At 65.4% G+C, this 15,811-nt stretch carries 16 protein-coding genes; 7 read left to right on the top strand and 9 right to left on the bottom strand.

All coding sequences use genetic code 11. The features are described 5' to 3' along the window. From hemH to JWQ24_RS11200, 3 genes are all read left to right on the top strand, one after another. A partial coding sequence (hemH, locus tag JWQ24_RS11210; protein ID WP_299807616.1) for a ferrochelatase occupies window positions 1–552 on the top strand: 552 nt, incomplete at its 5' end. Between the two features lie 251 nt (window positions 553–803). Beyond that, window positions 804–1,799, top strand: coding sequence for an SPFH domain-containing protein (locus tag JWQ24_RS11205; RefSeq protein ID WP_299807614.1), 996 nt, complete (start codon window positions 804–806; stop codon window positions 1,797–1,799). A gap of 10 nt (window positions 1,800–1,809) precedes the next feature. After that, window positions 1,810–2,253: an NfeD family protein gene (locus tag JWQ24_RS11200; protein ID WP_299807612.1), complete on the top strand. Its 444-nt coding sequence runs from the start codon at window positions 1,810–1,812 to the stop codon at window positions 2,251–2,253. A 129-nt stretch (window positions 2,254–2,382) separates the two neighbouring features. On the opposite strand, the gene JWQ24_RS11195 is transcribed toward JWQ24_RS11200, so the two are convergent. Then, on the bottom strand, window positions 2,383–3,393 hold the full coding sequence (locus JWQ24_RS11195) for a KpsF/GutQ family sugar-phosphate isomerase (protein WP_299807610.1): 1,011 nt from the start codon (window positions 3,391–3,393) through the stop codon (window positions 2,383–2,385). Window positions 3,394–3,602: 209 nt separating this feature from the next. Here JWQ24_RS11195 and JWQ24_RS11190 point away from each other — a divergent pair, with 209 nt between their 5' ends. Continuing rightward, complete coding sequence (locus tag JWQ24_RS11190) at window positions 3,603–5,282, top strand: outer membrane beta-barrel protein (protein ID WP_299807608.1); 1,680 nt, start codon at window positions 3,603–3,605, stop codon at window positions 5,280–5,282. 11 nt (window positions 5,283–5,293) lie between these two features. Here JWQ24_RS11190 and JWQ24_RS11185 read toward each other — a convergent pair whose 3' ends face one another. Next, the gene (locus JWQ24_RS11185) at window positions 5,294–5,566 is read right to left on the bottom strand and encodes a hypothetical protein (protein WP_299807607.1); all 273 of its coding nucleotides are present in this window, start codon (window positions 5,564–5,566) and stop codon (window positions 5,294–5,296) included. Window positions 5,567–5,790: 224 nt separating this feature from the next. Here JWQ24_RS11185 and JWQ24_RS11180 point away from each other — a divergent pair, with 224 nt between their 5' ends. Next, on the top strand, window positions 5,791–7,284 hold the full coding sequence (locus JWQ24_RS11180; protein WP_299807606.1) for a sensor domain-containing diguanylate cyclase: 1,494 nt from the start codon (window positions 5,791–5,793) through the stop codon (window positions 7,282–7,284). Window positions 7,285–7,337: 53 nt separating this feature from the next. On the opposite strand, the gene JWQ24_RS11175 is transcribed toward JWQ24_RS11180, so the two are convergent. Continuing rightward, window positions 7,338–8,228: a UTP--glucose-1-phosphate uridylyltransferase gene (locus JWQ24_RS11175; protein ID WP_299807604.1), complete on the bottom strand. Its 891-nt coding sequence runs from the start codon at window positions 8,226–8,228 to the stop codon at window positions 7,338–7,340. 313 nt (window positions 8,229–8,541) lie between these two features. Here JWQ24_RS11175 and JWQ24_RS11170 point away from each other — a divergent pair, with 313 nt between their 5' ends. Then, window positions 8,542–9,843 carry a lytic murein transglycosylase gene (locus tag JWQ24_RS11170; RefSeq protein WP_299807617.1) on the top strand — a complete coding sequence of 434 codons (1,302 nt, stop codon included), beginning with the start codon at window positions 8,542–8,544 and terminating at the stop codon, window positions 9,841–9,843. 30 nt (window positions 9,844–9,873) lie between these two features. Here JWQ24_RS11170 and JWQ24_RS11165 read toward each other — a convergent pair whose 3' ends face one another. Then, entirely contained in the window at window positions 9,874–10,419 is a 546-nt protein-coding gene (locus tag JWQ24_RS11165) for a hypothetical protein (RefSeq protein ID WP_299807602.1), read from the bottom strand. A gap of 90 nt (window positions 10,420–10,509) precedes the next feature. Then, entirely contained in the window at window positions 10,510–11,961 is a 1,452-nt protein-coding gene (locus JWQ24_RS11160) for an MmgE/PrpD family protein (protein WP_299807600.1), read from the bottom strand. Window positions 11,962–12,124: 163 nt separating this feature from the next. On the opposite strand from JWQ24_RS11160, the gene JWQ24_RS11155 reads away from it, so the two are divergent. Next, window positions 12,125–12,487: a CsbD family protein gene (locus JWQ24_RS11155; protein WP_299807598.1), complete on the top strand. Its 363-nt coding sequence runs from the start codon at window positions 12,125–12,127 to the stop codon at window positions 12,485–12,487. Between the two features lie 78 nt (window positions 12,488–12,565). Here the strand turns inward: JWQ24_RS11155 and JWQ24_RS11150 are convergent, their stop codons facing one another. From JWQ24_RS11150 to JWQ24_RS11135, 4 genes are all read right to left on the bottom strand, one after another. Next, window positions 12,566–14,197, bottom strand: coding sequence for an SGNH family hydrolase (locus tag JWQ24_RS11150; protein ID WP_299807596.1), 1,632 nt, complete (start codon window positions 14,195–14,197; stop codon window positions 12,566–12,568). 158 nt (window positions 14,198–14,355) lie between these two features. Beyond that, window positions 14,356–14,742: a DUF930 domain-containing protein gene (locus JWQ24_RS11145; protein WP_299807595.1), complete on the bottom strand. Its 387-nt coding sequence runs from the start codon at window positions 14,740–14,742 to the stop codon at window positions 14,356–14,358. A 79-nt stretch (window positions 14,743–14,821) separates the two neighbouring features. Beyond that, window positions 14,822–15,148, bottom strand: coding sequence for a hypothetical protein (locus tag JWQ24_RS11140; RefSeq protein WP_299807593.1), 327 nt, complete (start codon window positions 15,146–15,148; stop codon window positions 14,822–14,824). 267 nt (window positions 15,149–15,415) lie between these two features. Beyond that, a partial coding sequence (locus tag JWQ24_RS11135) for an FAD-dependent oxidoreductase (RefSeq protein WP_299807591.1) occupies window positions 15,416–15,811 on the bottom strand: 396 nt, incomplete at its 5' end.

Here is a 15,811-nt window from a genome sequence, read left to right as displayed (position 1 = left end):
GTGTTTCGCGTGCTCGGCGAAATGCGCGCGCAGCCGACCTTGCGGGTGACGCCGCCCTATTACGACGATCCGGATTATATCGAGGCGCTGGCGGTCTCGATCAACGGCCATCTCAAAACCCTGCCGTTTCAGCCCGAGCTGATCGTGGCCTCCTTCCACGGCATGCCGCAGAAATACGTCGACAAGGGCGACCCCTATCAGGCGCAATGCATCGCCACCACAGACGCGTTGCGCAAGCGCATGGGTCTCGACGCGCCGAAACTGATCCTGACATTCCAGTCGCGCTTCGGCTTCGACGCGTGGCTGCAGCCCTACACCGACAAGACCATCGAACAGCTGGCGAAAGACGGCGTGCGCCGCATCGCCGTCGTCACCCCCGGCTTCTCCGCCGATTGCCTGGAAACGCTGGAAGAAATCGCGCAGGAAAATGCCGAGATCTTCAAGCACAATGGCGGCGAGCAATTCGCCGCGATTCCCTGCCTGAACGACAGCGACCCCGGCATGGACGTGATCCGCCAGCTGGTGCTGCGCGAGCTGCAAGGCTGGATCTGAGAAGGCTGGATTTAACCGCTGGATTTGACGATTAAGTGAAGTAGGCTGCTTCGTGAACGAAACGAGGCACTTGGCCGGTGTTCAGCCTGAGTTGCATCTGGTGGCCGGCAAACCCTCCCTTAGCTATAGGAACAACAACCGCCGGCTGAACCGGCGCTGCCGATCGGCAGACAAAAGGAAACGGCATTCGTTGCATAACGGGTGGCGGGGAAACGCCGCGGGAACGTCTGGGTTCTCGCCTTGGAGGATTTATGAGTGGTTTTGACATTTTCGCCATTGCATTGGTGCTGCTGGTTATTGTGACGCTGTTTGCCGGCGTCAAGACGGTGCCGCAGGGTTTTGACTGGACCATCGAGCGGTTCGGCAAATACACCCGCACGCTGTCGCCGGGGCTGAACATCATCGTTCCCTATTTCGATCGCGTCGGCCGCAAGATGAACATGATGGAGCAGGTGATCAGCATTCCCGAGCAGGAAGTGATCACCAGGGACAACGCCACCGTGACCGTGGACGGCGTCGCGTTCTTCCAGGTGTTCGACGCGCCGAAGGCAAGCTATGAGGTATCCAATCTCAATCAGGCGATCATCGTGCTGACCATGACCAACATCCGCTCGGTGATGGGCGCGATGGACCTCGACCAGGTGCTGTCGCACCGCGACGAGATCAACGAGCGCCTGCTGCGCGTGGTCGACGCCGCGGTCTCGCCATGGGGCCTCAAGGTCAACCGCATCGAGATCAAGGACATCGTGCCGCCCGCCGACCTCGTCGAGGCGATGGGCCGCCAGATGAAGGCCGAGCGCGTCAAGCGCGCCGACATTCTGCAGGCCGAAGGCCAGCGGCAATCGGAAATCCTGCGCGCTGAGGGCGCCAAGCAAGGCCAGATCCTGCAGGCCGAAGGCCGCAAGGAAGCCGCGTTCCGCGACGCCGAGGCGCGCGAGCGTTCCGCCGAAGCCGAGGCCAAGGCGACGCAGATGGTCTCTGAAGCCATCGCCCAGGGCGACGTCGCCGCGCTGAATTATTTTATTGCCGACAAGTACATCAAGGCATTCGGGCAGCTCGCGGATTCGCCGAACCAGAAGATCATCATGCTGCCGATCGAGGCGATGGGCGTGCTGGGTTCGCTGGCTGGCATCGGCGAGATCGCCAAGGCGACCTTTGGCGAGAGCGCGGCGTCGGCTACGGTGGCCGCGCGGCGCGGCTCGGTGCCGTCCACCGGCGCGACGCCGCCTCCCGCGCCGCGAAGCTGAGGGAAAAGCGATGGCCGAAATGTTCGTCACGCTGGGCAGCTGGAACTGGCTGATCGTCGGTGTGCTGCTGATGGGGCTGGAACTGCTGGCGCCCGGGGTCTTCCTGTTCTGGCTCGGGCTCGCCGCGTTCCTGGTCGGCGTGCTGGCCTTCGTGGTGGTGCTGCCTTGGCAGGTGCAACTGCTGCTGTTCGCGTTGTTTGCCGCCGCCGCGGTGCCGCTGTGGCGGCGCATCGCGCGGCAGCGGCCCGACGACAATCCGAACCCGTTCCTCAACAAGCGCTCCGATGCGCTGGTCGGGCGTATCTGCACGCTGGAAAAGCCGATCGTCGATGGCGCGGGCATCGTGCGGATCGACGACACGGTGTGGCGCGTGGCCGGGCCGGATACGCCGGCGGGCGCGAAGGTGAAGATCGTGCGCGCGGATGGCGCGAGCCTGACGGTGGCGGCAATCTAAACTGTCGTTCCGGGGCGCGAGCGCATCAGCGGCGAGCGAACCCGGAACCTCGGCATGTTCATCGTCCCATCTCGGGATTCCGGGTTCGCTCGGGCGTTGCCCTCGCGCCCCGGAATGACAGCCTGAGCCTTACGCCACGCCTGCGCGCAGCAGGTCGTGCAGATGCACGATGCCGATCGGCTTGCGGCTGTCCGTCACCAGCAGCGCGGTGATCTTCGCCGAGTTCAGCATTTCCAGCGCTTCGCCGGCGAGCAGGTCGCGGCTGATGGTCTTGGGGTTCTTGGTCATCACCTCGTCAACGCTGACTGTCATCAGGTCGGGCCGCATGTGGCGTCGCAGGTCGCCATCGGTGACGATGCCGACGACATGGCCGTTGCCGTCAATGATGCCGACGCAGCCAAAGCCCTTCGAGGACATTTCCACCAGCGCGTCCGACATCTTGGTGCCCAAGGGCTTCAGTGGCACCGCGTCGCCGGCATGCATCAGGTCGCGGGTATATTTCAGCATCGCGCCGAGCTTGCCGCCGGGGTGCAGCACGGAGAAGTCGACGGACGTAAAGCCGCGGCCTTCCAGCAGCGCGATTGACAGCGCGTCTCCCATCGCCAGCAGCATCAGCGAGGACGTGGTCGGCGCCAGATTGTGCGGGCAGGCCTCGCGCGCCTTCGGCAGTGTCAGCGCGATATCGGCGGCCTGCGCCAGCGTCGAGCCGGCATCCGAGGTCATCGCGATGATGCCGATCTTGAAGCGCTTGGCGTAGGTGACAAGGTTCTTCATCTCCGGCTGCTCGCCGGACCACGACAGCGCCATGATGATGTCGTCGGCGGTGATCATGCCGAGATCGCCGTGGCTGGCTTCGGCGGCGTGGACGAAGAAGGCGGGGGTGCCGGTGGAGGCAAAGGTCGCGGCGATCTTGCGGCCGATATGGCCGGACTTGCCTAACCCGGTGATGATCAGCCGGCCGCGGGCGTTGCGGATCAGCTCCGCGGCTGCGGTGAAGGCAGCGCCGAGCGCGTCGGATTGCAGGGCGGCGGCGAGCGCGGTGACGCCGCCGGCTTCGGCCTCCAGGGTCCGCAGCGCCGAGGCGATCGCCTGGTTCGCCTGCTCGGTCATCGGTGCGGTCGCCTTGGTGGACAGTGCCATAAGTCTGGAATCCCGGTGGTCAATCTCGCCCTCACTCTAGCACGGCTGCAGGGTGCTGGCGAAACCCGCGTGATGGCGATCTCAACCCGACATTAACCATATCCGTTTTAACTCCCTTAACCATACCGGCCGTCCTCCACCTGTTCCGAGTGGGCCGGCTAAATCGATGGTTTTGTTGGGGTTTGTGGATTGTGAACAGAGGTCCCGCTTTGGGCCGCCGGAACCGCGCGAAAGCTGTTGGCGCGCTGACGGCCGGCCTATGGCTGGTCGCGCTGGCGCCGCTACTGCTGCCTTGGCCTGCCTTCAGCCAGGCGCTGACCTCCGATCTGCTGGCGCCGGTACCCGGCGGCTTCGTCGCGCCGCAGAACCTGCCGCTGCGCCGTACCTCGGACGCGCCTAACAACAATGACCGAACGCTGGAGACCGGCACGATCGCGCCGTCGCGAATCGGCCGCTCGGTGATCTACAGCGTGCCGCCGGGGGCGGGCACGTCTAATACCGGCTTCGATTCGGTGAACCGTCGCCGCAAGCAGGTCAAATACTATCCCGGCCAGCGCAAGCCGAAGCCGTCGCCCGGTCCCGGCAGCCTGCCGACGGTCTATCCCGCGCCGCCGCTGACGGCCCCGTTCGACCAGCGCAACAACAAGCCGAAGATCTCGGCCTCGATGGCCGGCCTCGTGCCCGGCCAGCCGTCGCGCAAGCGGCTGCGGCCTGACGACGATCCGTTTGGCCCGACCGGCGTCTATATCGGCAGCTTCCTGGTGAAGTCGGCCGTCGAACTCTATGGCGGCTACGACAACAACCCGGCGCGCCTGATCCAGCCGAAAGGTTCGGCGTTCTACAAGATCGCGCCCGAAGTGCTGGCGGCCTCCAACTGGAGCCGGCATTCGGTGATCGTCGACCTGCGCGGTTCGTTCACCGGCTATGATCAGACGTTCCCGGCAGCGCCGTCGCAGATCTCGCCGTCGCCGGTCAATGTCGACCGCATCGACTTCACCGGCAAGATCGACGGCCGCATCGATGTCAGCCGCGACACCAGGATCAATTCGGAGGTGCGGCTGCGCGTCGGCGCCGATAATCCCGGCAGTCCGAACGTCCAGGCCGGCCTGACCAAGTTTCCGCTGTTCACCGGCGTCGGCGGTACGCTCGGCGTCGAGCAGGATTTCAACCGCTTGCAGGTCAAGCTCGATGGGCTGATCGACCGTATCAAGTATCAGGATTCCGAACTCACCAACGGCGTGACCACCACCAACAACGACCGCGACTACATCCAGTATGGCGGCGTCGGCCGTGTTGGCTTCGAGGTGTTGCCGGGGCTGCGGCCGTTCGCCGAGATCCAGGGCGACACCCGCGTCCATGACGTGCCGGCCGACCGCTTCGGCTATCTCCGGGATTCCAACGGTGGCTACATCAAGGCCGGCACCACCTTCGAATTCACCCGGCTGATCACCGGCGAGGTCTCGATCGGCTATGCTGCGCGCACCTATACCGATCCGCGGCTGGAGAATCTCAAGGGCCTGCTAACGTCGGCCTCGTTGGTGTGGGCGGCGACGCCGCTGACCACGGCGAAGTTCTTCTCCACCACCTCGATCGACGAGACCACGATTCCCGGCGTGCCCGGCGTGCTGACGCGCACCTATACGGGCGAGGTCAGTCACGATTTCCGCCGCTGGCTCACCGCCGTCGGCCGCTTCACCTACGGCACGCAGGAATACCAGGAGAATATCCGCTACGACAGGCTGTACTCGCTGCAGGGCGATCTGGTGTTCAAGCTTAACCGCGAGATCCAGCTCAAGGCGCAGGTCCGCCGCGATACCCTCGACTCCAACATCGCGGGCGCCAGCACGGCATCAACCGTGGTGATGCTGGGCGTGCGGCTGCAAAGGTAACAATTCGAGGCTCAGTTCCACTTCCGGATGAATTTCGCGGTCTTCTTGCGAAACCGCACGCCTGATCCGTCGGGCAGGCGCGTGGCGATATAGCCGGCGGCGATGCAGGCTTCGCGCTGCGGCATTTTTTCCTCGGGGGCGCGCTCGGTTTCCCACCACGAGGCGCGGTGCGAGGCGCGCGGCAGGGCGTCGTCGAGGATGGTCTCGATCGCCTCCATGCTGAGCACGAATTCGTCCAGCGTCTGTTGGCTCAGGTGTTCGCGCAGCAGGTCGTAATCGGGCACGGCAGATCCTCGGGTCGGGGTGGTGCGACCGTCATACAAGCATGGGACGCGGGAGGCCAGCGTGGTGCCGGGCCGCTCCCGCCAAACCCCCACCATACCAACGCACCTTTTCCCGCTGTTTATCCCGTGTAGGCAACCGTTCGTTAACGGCGTGACGAAGTCCGCCCGGTAGTTAAGTGCGAGGCAAGCTCTGGCGTGTGATGCTTTTCTGACAGGAGGGCGCGATGCAAGTGCTGATGACGATGAACAGGATGAGGCGCTGGCCGGCGTCCGCCAAGATGCTGATTTTGTCGTCGTTGATCGCGATCTTCGGCTTCTCCGCGGTGTGCATTTCCGTGATGCTCGATATGCGCCGCGGCGAAGAGGCTCTGGCGCGGCAGACCAGCGAGAACCTCGCCACCACCATCGATGCCGATATCGGCCGCACCGTCGAGATTTACGACCTGTCGCTGCGCGCGGTGGTGTCGGGCATGATGCTGCCCGAACTGAGCCAGCTCAGCGGCCAAATCCGGCAAATGATCCTGTTCGACAATGCTGCCACGGCGACGCATTTTGGCGCCATCCAGGTGTTCGATGCGCAGGGCAATCTCACCATCGAATCCACCTCGTTGACGCCCGTCGCGCAGAACAGCGCCGACGAGGGGTTCTTCAAGGTGCATCGCGACGACGGCGAGCGCGGGCTGTTCATCAGCCGGCCAATGCTGCACCAGGGCGCCTATGTGGTCGTGCTGAGCCGCCGGATCACCGACAGCGAGGGCAATTTTGCCGGCGTGGTGGCGGGCTCGATCCGGTTTTCCTATTTCCACGACCTGTTCGGGCGGCTGCGGCTGAACCCCGACGACACCATCACCGTGATCCGCCGCGACGGCGTGGTCATTATGCGCACGCCGTTCGATCTCGATGTCATCGGCCGCGACATCAGCAAGACGCCTGGCGTGATGCAGATACTGGCGAGGGCCAGCGGCTCTTATTCCGGCACCGGGGCGATCGACAAGGTAAAACGCCTTTATGTCTGGCGCGACAGCGGTCGGCCACTGATTGTGATCGTCGCCAAGCCGTGGGAGGGCATCTACCAGGTATGGCAGCAGCAGGCGCTGCGGATCGGCATCATCATGGCGGGGCTGATCGGATTTGTCACCGTGGTAACGCTGTTTTCGGCGCGTGAGATCGATCGCCGCGCCCGCGCGGAGGGCCGGCTGGAAGAACTCGCCACCACCGATGCGCTCACCGGCCTGCGCAACCGTCGCAAGTTCGATGCCGCGATCGATAGCGAATGGCGCCGCGCGATCCGGCAATCTCACCCGCTGGCGATGCTGTTGATCGACGCTGATCACTTCAAGCTGTTCAACGACACGTTCGGCCACCAGCCCGGCGACCACGCGCTGATCGCGATCGCCCATTGCATTCGCAGGTCGGTGACCCGCGCCGGCGATTGCGCGGCGCGTTATGGCGGCGAGGAATTCGCCGTGTTGCTGCCGGGGATTTCCGCGGAGGAGGCGCTCGTCGTCGCCGAGCGGATCCGGTTGCGTGTGGCCCAGTTGCCGGCGGAGCCGGGCGCGCTGACCATCAGCATTGGCGTCGCCAGCATGAACCCGCTGGTGACGATGGACTACAGCGAGTTGGTGAAGGCGGCCGACAAGGCGCTCTACGCCGCCAAAGCTGCCGGCCGCAACCAGTCGGTCGTTGCCACGCCGTCGCATCTGATGATGGCGGCCTGATCTTCGGTCATTCCGGGTTCGCTCGCGGCTGGCCGCTCACGCCCCGGAATGACTTAGTTGGTCATGCCCAGATAGCGCTTCATTTCGGCGCGCAGGCCTTCGCTGAGGTCGGGGCGCTGCATGGCGAAGGCGATGTTGGCGCGCAGGAACCCCGGCTTGGAGCCGCAATCGTGGCGCTCGCCCTCGAATTCGACGCCGTAGAAGGTCTGGCTCCTGGCCAGCTTGATCATGCCGTCGGTGAGCTGGATCTCGCCGCCGGCGCCGCGCTCCTGGGTCTCCAGGATCTTGAAGATTTCCGGCTGCAGGATGTAGCGCCCGGTGATCGACAGGTTGGACGGCGAGGTACCCTGCGGAGGTTTCTCGACCATGCCGTCGATGGTGAAGGCATTGGGGCGTGAGGCATGGCGTTCGCCGACGCCGCAGATGCCGTATTGGTGCGTCAGCGCCATCGGCACTTCCTCGACCGCGACCAGGTTCGATTTCTCGCCGAGTTCATTGGCGATATCGACCATCTGCTTGAGGCAGCCGGGGCTGTTGAGGACCAGTTCGTCGGGCAGCACGACCGCGAACGGCTCGTTGCCGACGATGTCGCGCGCGCACCAGACGGCATGGCCGAGGCCGAGCGGCGCCTGCTGGCGGGTGAAGCTCATCTCGCCGGCTTCCGGCTGGAATCGCGCCAGCTCGGCGAGTTCTTTGGTCTTGTTGCGGCTCTTCAGGCTCTCGTCGAGCTCGAACATGTGGTCGAAATGATCCTCGATCACACCCTTGTTGCGGCCGGTGACGAAGATGAAATGCTCGATGCCGGCCTCGCGGGCCTCGTCGACAACGTACTGGATCAGCGGCCGGTCGACGATGGTCAGCATTTCCTTCGGCATCGCCTTGGTGGCGGGCAGAACGCGCGTGCCAAGACCAGCGACCGGGAAGACGGCTTTACGAATTTTCATCAGGGGGGGCTTTGCATGGAGCGTGAAGGGAAACCGGGCGCGCAGGCCAACGTAGATTGCCTGCCGAGGTTCCATTTGCAACCGGGAACAACGGCTAATCTGTGGTGCTCCGGTGGGCTCGTGCGGTTAACCTTTTCGCGCGGCGGAACGGAAGCGCGCGGCATTAAGCCGATGGAAACCACGACCGGGGCCTGCTGTCGCCCGAATGTCATGGCTGGATTCTGAGATGAGAATGATTCGATTGGCGAGCATGGGGTCAGCCGGGCGGTCGCGAAGGCTGGCACGAACCGCTGTGCTGTTCGGCGCGCTGCTGATGCTGCCCGCTGCAGCGCAGGCGCAAGGAAGCCCTTTCGGCCTGTTCGACATTTTCAAGGGCGGCACGCAGTCCCCCGCGCCGCAGCAAGCCGCGCCCGGCGCGGTGCAGCCGTGGAGCGGCGAGGATGGGGCCTCCGGCCATCCCTTGATGACCGCGCAGGCAATCCGCGACGCCGCCAACAATTTCGACAACTGCGTCGCCGGCCTGTGGCCCGATGCCGCACGTCGCGGCATCTCGCAGGAAAGCTTCCAGCGCTTCACCGAGGGGCTGACGCCGGACCTGCGCATCATGGATCTGATGGATTCGCAGCCGGAATTCACCAAGGCGCTGTGGGACTATCTCGACATCCTCGTCAACGACACCAGGATGGCCAGGGGGCGCGAGGTGCTGGCGCAGTACAAGACCATCTTCGATGCGGCGGAGAAGGCGTACGGCGTCGACCGCTACATCATCGCCTCGATCTGGGGCATCGAATCGAACTACTCGACACAGATGGGCGACCGCAGCGTTCTGCGCTCCACGGCGACGCTGGCCTGCGTCGGCCGCCGCCAGGGTTACTTCAAGGATGAATTCCTGGTGGCACTGGAGATCCTGCACCGCGGCGACCTGCGGCCGGAGCAGCTGCGCGGCTCGTGGGCCGGCGCGTTCGGGCCGACCCAGTTCATGCCGACAGCCTTCAAGCGCTTCGCGGTGGACGGTGACGGCGACGGACGCCGCGACGTGGTCGACAACCCGACCGACCTGATTTTTTCCACGGCCAACAACCTGAAAAAAGACGGCTGGCAGAGCGGGCAGAGCTGGGGCTACGAAATCGTGCTGCCGCCCGGCTTCAACTACATGCTGGCCGACAAGGCGAAAGCGATGACGCTTTCGCAATGGGAGCAACTGGGATTGAAACGCGCCAATGGCCAGCCGTTTCCGCGTCCGTCCGAGAAAGCGTATTTGCTGGCACCCGCCGGCGCCGGCGGGCCCGGCTTCCTGATGCAGCAGAATTTTCGTGTCATCATGAAGTACAATCCGGCCGAGGCCTATGCGCTGGCGATCGGCCACTTTGCCGACCGTCTGCGCGGCGGGCCGCCCTTCGTGCAGCCCTGGCCGCGCCAGGAGCGCGTGCTGTCGCGCGCCGAACGGCTCGAACTGCAGCAACTGCTGGTGCAGCGCGGCTTCTACAAGGGCACGCCCGACGGCCAGTTCGGCGGCCAGACAAGGGAAGCGCTGCGCGCCTGGCAGGCTTCGATCGGCGCTCCGGCCGACGGCTTTGCCTCGTCGGAAGTGCTGGAGCGGTTGAGAGGGCGGTGAGGGCCGCAACGGTCCTCACCGGGGTGGCGCTCAGGCCGCCTGATCGACGAAGCGCACGATATCCGAGAGCGTCAGGGCGGCGCCGATCTCGGGCGTGTCGTCGGTCGGTGCGCTGGCGTCCGGTGTGATCCTGAGCGTCGGCGTCCATGCCGGATACTGCACCAGATAGGACTGGTTATCCGCCGCCATCAGCACTTCGGCCACGATACGTCCACCGACCTCACCGGGATGGTGTCCGCCGAGCATCCGCTTCTCGCCATCGACGTTGGTCTCGCGCTGATCCGCCAGTTCGGCCTCGCGAAGGATGTAGTACCAGAGCGGGGCATTGTTGTGCAGGTCCTGCTTGTGTGCCTCGAACAGGGCGCGGCGCGCGTCCAGGTTTGCGTCTTCCAGATTTCCCTCGTCGGTCCACAGTTCTTCGTCTGTCAGAGGCGTGATGTTCAGGCGTCGTGCGACGGCCTGCCCGCTCGGCAGGCCGAGCGCCAGACCGCGCAGCAGGTTCAGCGACGGCAGTGATCTCCGCGCATCTTCTTCGCCTTTGTGGTCCGGCAGGTCCTTCAGCGGATCGACCAGCACCGTATCGATGCGATAGGACGGCTGCGGCAGTCCCCCCGCGGCGTGACGAGCGCCGCAGGGAAAAGCCAGCGATGACGATGACAGCCCGGCTCACACCGTCATGAAAGGCCGCAGCGCGCGCACGTCGGGCAGCGTTTCGAGGTTGTTGATCGCTTCGATCAGCCTCTCCGATTTCTCCTTGCCGAGCACCGGCGCGATCAGGTCGCGGGTCTTGCTGCTGACGGCTTCAACGCTGAGCGGGTTTTCCTTGGTGCCGGGCGGGAATTTGGTGAAGTGCTCGACCATCTTCCCGTCGATCATGGTGACCTGAACGATGGCGCCGCGCGGTGCGGTGGGGTCCATCAGGCTGGCTTCCGGCTGCACCGTGATACGGCTGCGCATCTCCATCAGCACCGGGTCCTTCATCAGCGACTGGTCGTGGCTGTCGATGAACGACACCGCGCCCTTCAGCAGCGCGAGCGACACCAGGTGCGGACAGTTGACGTCGGCCATCGCGCTGGTCGCGACAATGCCGATGGCGTCGGTCGGCAGCTTGACCAGCACGCTCTTCACATTGGCCGGCGTCAGCCCGTATTGCTTGCGCAGCGTCAGCATGGCGTCGAGCGGCGACTGGATCGGATAGCCGACGGAGAAGGTCTTGATCGCGGTCTCGGTGACGTAGAACTTGGCTCCGAGTCCGGCCAGCATCTCTTCCGGCTGCGGCTTGGTGGACAGCGCGATGAACAGGTTGTGGGTGCCATCGAGCACGTCGAACACGCCGGTCAGCCCGGCCTGCACCATTGTGACCGCCTGCACGCCGTTGCGCGCGCCCATGCCGGCGAAGTCGAACGACTTCTCGATGTGGTCTTCGTCCTTCACCCAGCTCCACAGGCCGCCGACCTGCTGCGCGGAATAGGAAATGGCAAAGCGCATGCCTTTTTCATCGAGCCGCGCCAGCGACGCCGCGGAGCCGAGCGCGCCGAAGGTCGAACTGGTGCCTTCTGCGCTGCGGTGGCTGCCGCGCACCAGATCCGGGCCCAGTGCCATCAGCAGGCGACAGCTCAGGTCATAGCCGAGCGTCACCGCGCGGATGAATTCGAGGCCGGAGCGACCTTCCTTTTCGCCCATCGCCAGAGCGGCCGGCACCACGGAACTGCCGGGATGCGCCTTGGTGACCGGCTCGAAATCGTCGGTCTCGTCGGCATGCGCGCACATCGCGTTGACGAGCGCCGCGTTCACCGCCGTGGTGCGGAAGCTGTCGCCGATCACCGAGGACTGTTCGGTGCCGCCGAGTGTCTTGATGTACTTCACCGCGGCGATGCCGGGGTCCATTCGGGCGCCGGAGATCATGGCTCCGAACGTGTCGAGGATGCGGTTCTTGGCTTCTATCATCACGTTGCCGGGAAGCGCCGTGTCGCGCGCCGAAACCATGTAGCGTGCCAGCCGCCCGGTGACGTCGCTGTCGGCCGCCGCGCTGATGCGGATCGGCGAGGCCGCCACGGCCGAAACGGCAGCTACGGATTGCAGGACATGGCGACGTGACGGCGTATGCTTGCTGGACATGGAGGTCTCCAAAATGGGCGCGGGCTCGGTGCGGGGTGTGGCGTTCCCGCTGGCGGGCTGTCAATGGACGCAACAAGGAACGCATTGTATGGCGGCGTCGCGGAACCCCGCGAGGCCTCGGCGGTTACTCTGCCTGAGAATTCTCTCATGGAGTAACGAGATCATGGACAAGGACCGTTTTGCCGGCGCCGCCAAGGATGCCGCAGGTAAGGTTGAGAGCGTGGTCGGCAATGTGACTGGCGATGCGCAGACCGAGGCGTCGGGCCGCGCCCGCGAGGCTGCCGGCACCGTGCAGAATCTCTATGGCCAGGCCAAGGATGCCGTGCGCGATGCGTCCGACGCCGCGGCCAACTACGCCAGGGACGCCGTCGACAGCGACATCTATCGTGATGGTACCCAGGCGGTGACGAAGCAGGTGCGCGACAATCCGCTCGGCGCGCTGCTGGTCGCCGGTGGCATCGGCTTCGCGCTCGCGATGCTGCTGACGCGCCCGGCGCCGCGCCGCCCGAACCGCTGGGGCTACTAAACTTCAGCTGACCCGCATCGGATCCACCGGGCATCCTCCATCCCGAAAGGGTTGGGGGATGTTTGCGTTCGGGAGGCTCTACCGGGTGAAGAAGCCGGGCGCCGAGGCGGACGGGCCGACATTGGCCGGCGGCCGCGGACCGGGGCGTGGGCGCTGCGGTGGCGGCGCGGGCTGCCGGCGCGGTTCGTCGAAGCCGAACAGGCCGCCAAAGCCTGAGGGAGCCGGCGCTTCCGTGGCGACCACCGGCTTCGGCCGCTTTGGCTTCGGCGGAGCAGGCGGCGTCATCACCGGGATGATGCCCTCTGGGGCGTGCATCGCGGCGGTGCCGGGCGTGCCTGGGGTTACGGCTGCGACCGGTGGCTCGCCGCGGGCCTGTTCGCGGCCGACTTCGCGGCGCGGCCAGGCAAAGTCGTCGGCGCGCCCGGCGGGGGCGGCCAGAGCTTCGCCTCGTACCAGCGTGCGCGACGTCAGCGCATCGACCGCGACCGGCCGCACGCCGGGGCCGCCCAGCAATTGGTCGGTGCCGACCACGGAGGCCACCAGCGGTACGATGGGGCCGGCCAGCGGCCGCGGCGGCGGTGCGCCGGGCACCGCATTGGCGTCGGGGGTCGCGGGCTCGCTCGGCAGCGCTACCGGGCCGGAGCGCGACGCCATCAGCCGGGTGATCTCGCGCTCGACATAGTGAGCCAGCTTGCGTGCGCCGGCGCGGGTGAAATAGACGCCATCGTAGGCGCGCAGCCGGCGGATCTGACCTTCGAAATCCGGGCCCTGCTGCAGGAAGCGGCCGCCTTCATCGACGAAGCCGTCCCAGACATCGACATAGGTGATCCCGGCCTTGCCGGCGGCGTCGCGGTACAGGTTGTTGAGGTACAGCATGTCGGCGGTCGCCTTGGTGCCGCGCACCGCGGGCAGCCCGACCCACAGCACCGGCACGCCGCGCGCCTTCACGACCGCGATCATCTCCTCGATCTTCCTGGTGTAGAGCTCGCCCCAGCGGTCATCGCGGAAATCAACCACGCCGCCGCTGGTGGGGCGTGTGGTCTTCTCCGGCGGGACGATCGCGCCGGGATCAGCGATGTCCTGGCTGCTGTCGGCATCGTCGCCGGGGTTGGATGGCTCGCTGGTGCCGTCGGGGCGCAGCCTGCCTTTCTTGTCGGCCTTATCCGGCTCGCGGATAGCGATACGGTCGTTGAGGCCGAGCATCACCACGATAGCGTCAGGCTTCTCGGTGGCGAGAATGGCCTTGGCGGCGGCGGCCCAATCGGCCGGATCGCCCTTCGGCTGGTAGCGCAACAGGCCGGAGACGGTCTTGTGCTTGCGGATCACGCCCATGTCGGGCTGTTCGGAATAGGCGTCGTCGAGGCCGTAGCCGAGCCAGTCGGCCATCGAGTCGCCGAGCACCAGCACGTTGCGCTCCGGGATGGTATCACGCCGCTCGGAAGCGGGCGCGCGGGAAAAGTCTTCGCGCGGCGCCTGGCGCTTTGGCGCCTGCTGCTGGAACGGGGCGAAGAACGGGCTTTCATTGCTGAACCAGCCGAAGCCGCGCTCGCGCGGCTGAGGTTGCTGCTGGCGCTGCGGCGGCGGCGAAAATCGGCCGAAATCGAACAACTGCGCCGAGGCAGGCGCAATGATGCCGAACAGCATGGTTCCCGCCACGGCGAGCAGCGCGCCGCGGCGCGACAACCAGGTCATTTTCGGCTTCTGTGCCATGCGCCTCGACCGCAACCGGAAAGAGAGTTCCGAACCCGGATATCACCGGATTCGGGCCGCAAGCGGGCAGCCTACCGTCATCAAGCGCCGCCGGCCGGGTTCGTCAAGCCTTGACGGCGGTATCCGCCGACAGGGTTAAATTCGGAGGCGTGCGGCGGCTATTTCCAGAGCCCGTAGGCCGGCCATTTCTCCTGCGGTATAGGCGCCCCGACTTTCGAGCTGAACGACAGCACCCTTGTACGGTCCGGCGAGGCCTTGCAGGTGAAGGCTACCTGGATCCACTTGCCACCACTGCGAAACGCCGCGCCCTTGGCGACCAGCGTATCGCCGAGGTGCTGCGGCGCCGACACGACGTTGGATTTGGCGCGGTCGGGATGGAACCCGTTGGCGCCATCGCCGATCCGCTTCATTGCCTCGTAATCGCAAATCTGCTCCAGCCGGGTCTTCGGATCGAGCTTGCCGAGGCTGGCGATGAAGCGCGCATCAGAGGCAAGCGAGGGCGTGGCGAAAGCGAGCAAACACAGGATCGAGGCAAAGATTTTCATGGCGTACGCTTAGCCGCCGCCGCGATGCGATGCCAGCGACCGCTACGGGAGGCAGCCTTGCACCGCGCGCTGCGAGACATCACTGCGGATCGAGGTGGGCCTTGTAGTCGTCGAGTACGCCCTGCACGCGGTAGCAACTGGTGGAGTCCGGCGTGAAGGGTTCCCATCGCTTGAGTTCGACGACGTAGAGCCTGGAATCCTTCAGGCCGCGGGCGTAGCCGGAATTGATGCTGCGGCGGTCGGCGGGGCTGAGGTAGGGATCCAGCGCCTTGCGCAACGCTTCGGTCTGGCCCGGTGTAATCTTGTCGGCGGTTTCGCATTGCGTGGCGGCGGCGAAGAACGAGCCGGCGCTGATCGCGACGCGCGACGGCATCGCAGACGCGGGTGTTACTGCGATGAGAATCATGGACGAAGCCATGACGAGGCAGCCGGCGCGGCCGGTGATCGACGTGAGAAACAAGGGAAGCCTTCGCGTGGGGAATGACAGGAGATGCTCGCAGCATCATGTGCCGCGCAATCCTGCTTTTCTGTGATCACCCGCGCGTGAAATGTAGTTGTCCACATGTGATGGGCAGTCGCCACCCGACCGGCTTCCGGCCGGTACCCTGGCGCGGGCGAATTCGCCCGCGCGACCCCATCGCAAAAAGCAGGGGAGGTACAAGAGGCAGCGGAGTTACCTCGGCAGTGTGGTGGTTCCCATCAGCGCCTGGTCGATCGAGCGGGCGCAGAGGCGGCCTTCGCGGATTGCCCAGACCACCAGCGACTGACCGCGGCGCATATCGCCGGCGGCAAAAACCTTGTCCAATGAAGTCCGATAGCTGGTGGTATCCGCCTTCACGTTGCCGCGCTCGTCGAGGGCAAGGCCAAGTGCCTTGACCATGCCGTCCTGCACCGGAGACACGAAACCCATGGCCAGCAGGACGAGATCGGCGTCCAGCTCGAACTCGCTTCCGGGAATGGCCTTCATTTTGTTGTCCACGCGCACACAGTGAAGCTTCTTGACGCGGCCGTTCTCGCCGGAAAATTTCGTTGTCATCACGGCGAAGTCGCGCGCGGCGCCTTCCTCCTG

It is taken from the genome of Tardiphaga sp., assembly GCF_028290495.1.
In the GTDB taxonomy this organism is placed as follows: Bacteria; Pseudomonadota; Alphaproteobacteria; order Rhizobiales; family Xanthobacteraceae; genus Tardiphaga.
This window is presented reverse-complemented; position numbering and strand designations above follow the sequence as displayed.

Excerpts from the sequence above, each read along its gene's own strand:
- JWQ24_RS11175 (WP_299807604.1), bottom strand. The coding sequence starts at position 8,228 with ATGAAAATTCGTAAAGCCGTCTTCCCGGTCGCTGGTCTTGGCACGCGC.
- JWQ24_RS11155 (WP_299807598.1), top strand. The coding sequence starts at position 12,125 with ATGGACAAGGACCGTTTTGCCGGCGCCGCCAAGGATGCCGCAGGTAAG.
- JWQ24_RS11195 (WP_299807610.1), bottom strand. The coding sequence starts at position 3,393 with ATGGCACTGTCCACCAAGGCGACCGCACCGATGACCGAGCAGGCGAAC.
- JWQ24_RS11180 (WP_299807606.1), top strand. The coding sequence starts at position 5,791 with ATGCAAGTGCTGATGACGATGAACAGGATGAGGCGCTGGCCGGCGTCC.
- JWQ24_RS11140 (WP_299807593.1), bottom strand. The coding sequence starts at position 15,148 with ATGATTCTCATCGCAGTAACACCCGCGTCTGCGATGCCGTCGCGCGTC.
- JWQ24_RS11200 (WP_299807612.1), top strand. The coding sequence starts at position 1,810 with ATGGCCGAAATGTTCGTCACGCTGGGCAGCTGGAACTGGCTGATCGTC.
- JWQ24_RS11205 (WP_299807614.1), top strand. The coding sequence starts at position 804 with ATGAGTGGTTTTGACATTTTCGCCATTGCATTGGTGCTGCTGGTTATT.
- JWQ24_RS11170 (WP_299807617.1), top strand. The coding sequence starts at position 8,542 with ATGCTGCCCGCTGCAGCGCAGGCGCAAGGAAGCCCTTTCGGCCTGTTC.
- JWQ24_RS11145 (WP_299807595.1), bottom strand. The coding sequence starts at position 14,742 with ATGAAAATCTTTGCCTCGATCCTGTGTTTGCTCGCTTTCGCCACGCCC.
- JWQ24_RS11160 (WP_299807600.1), bottom strand. The coding sequence starts at position 11,961 with ATGTCCAGCAAGCATACGCCGTCACGTCGCCATGTCCTGCAATCCGTA.
- JWQ24_RS11150 (WP_299807596.1), bottom strand. The coding sequence starts at position 14,197 with ATGGCACAGAAGCCGAAAATGACCTGGTTGTCGCGCCGCGGCGCGCTG.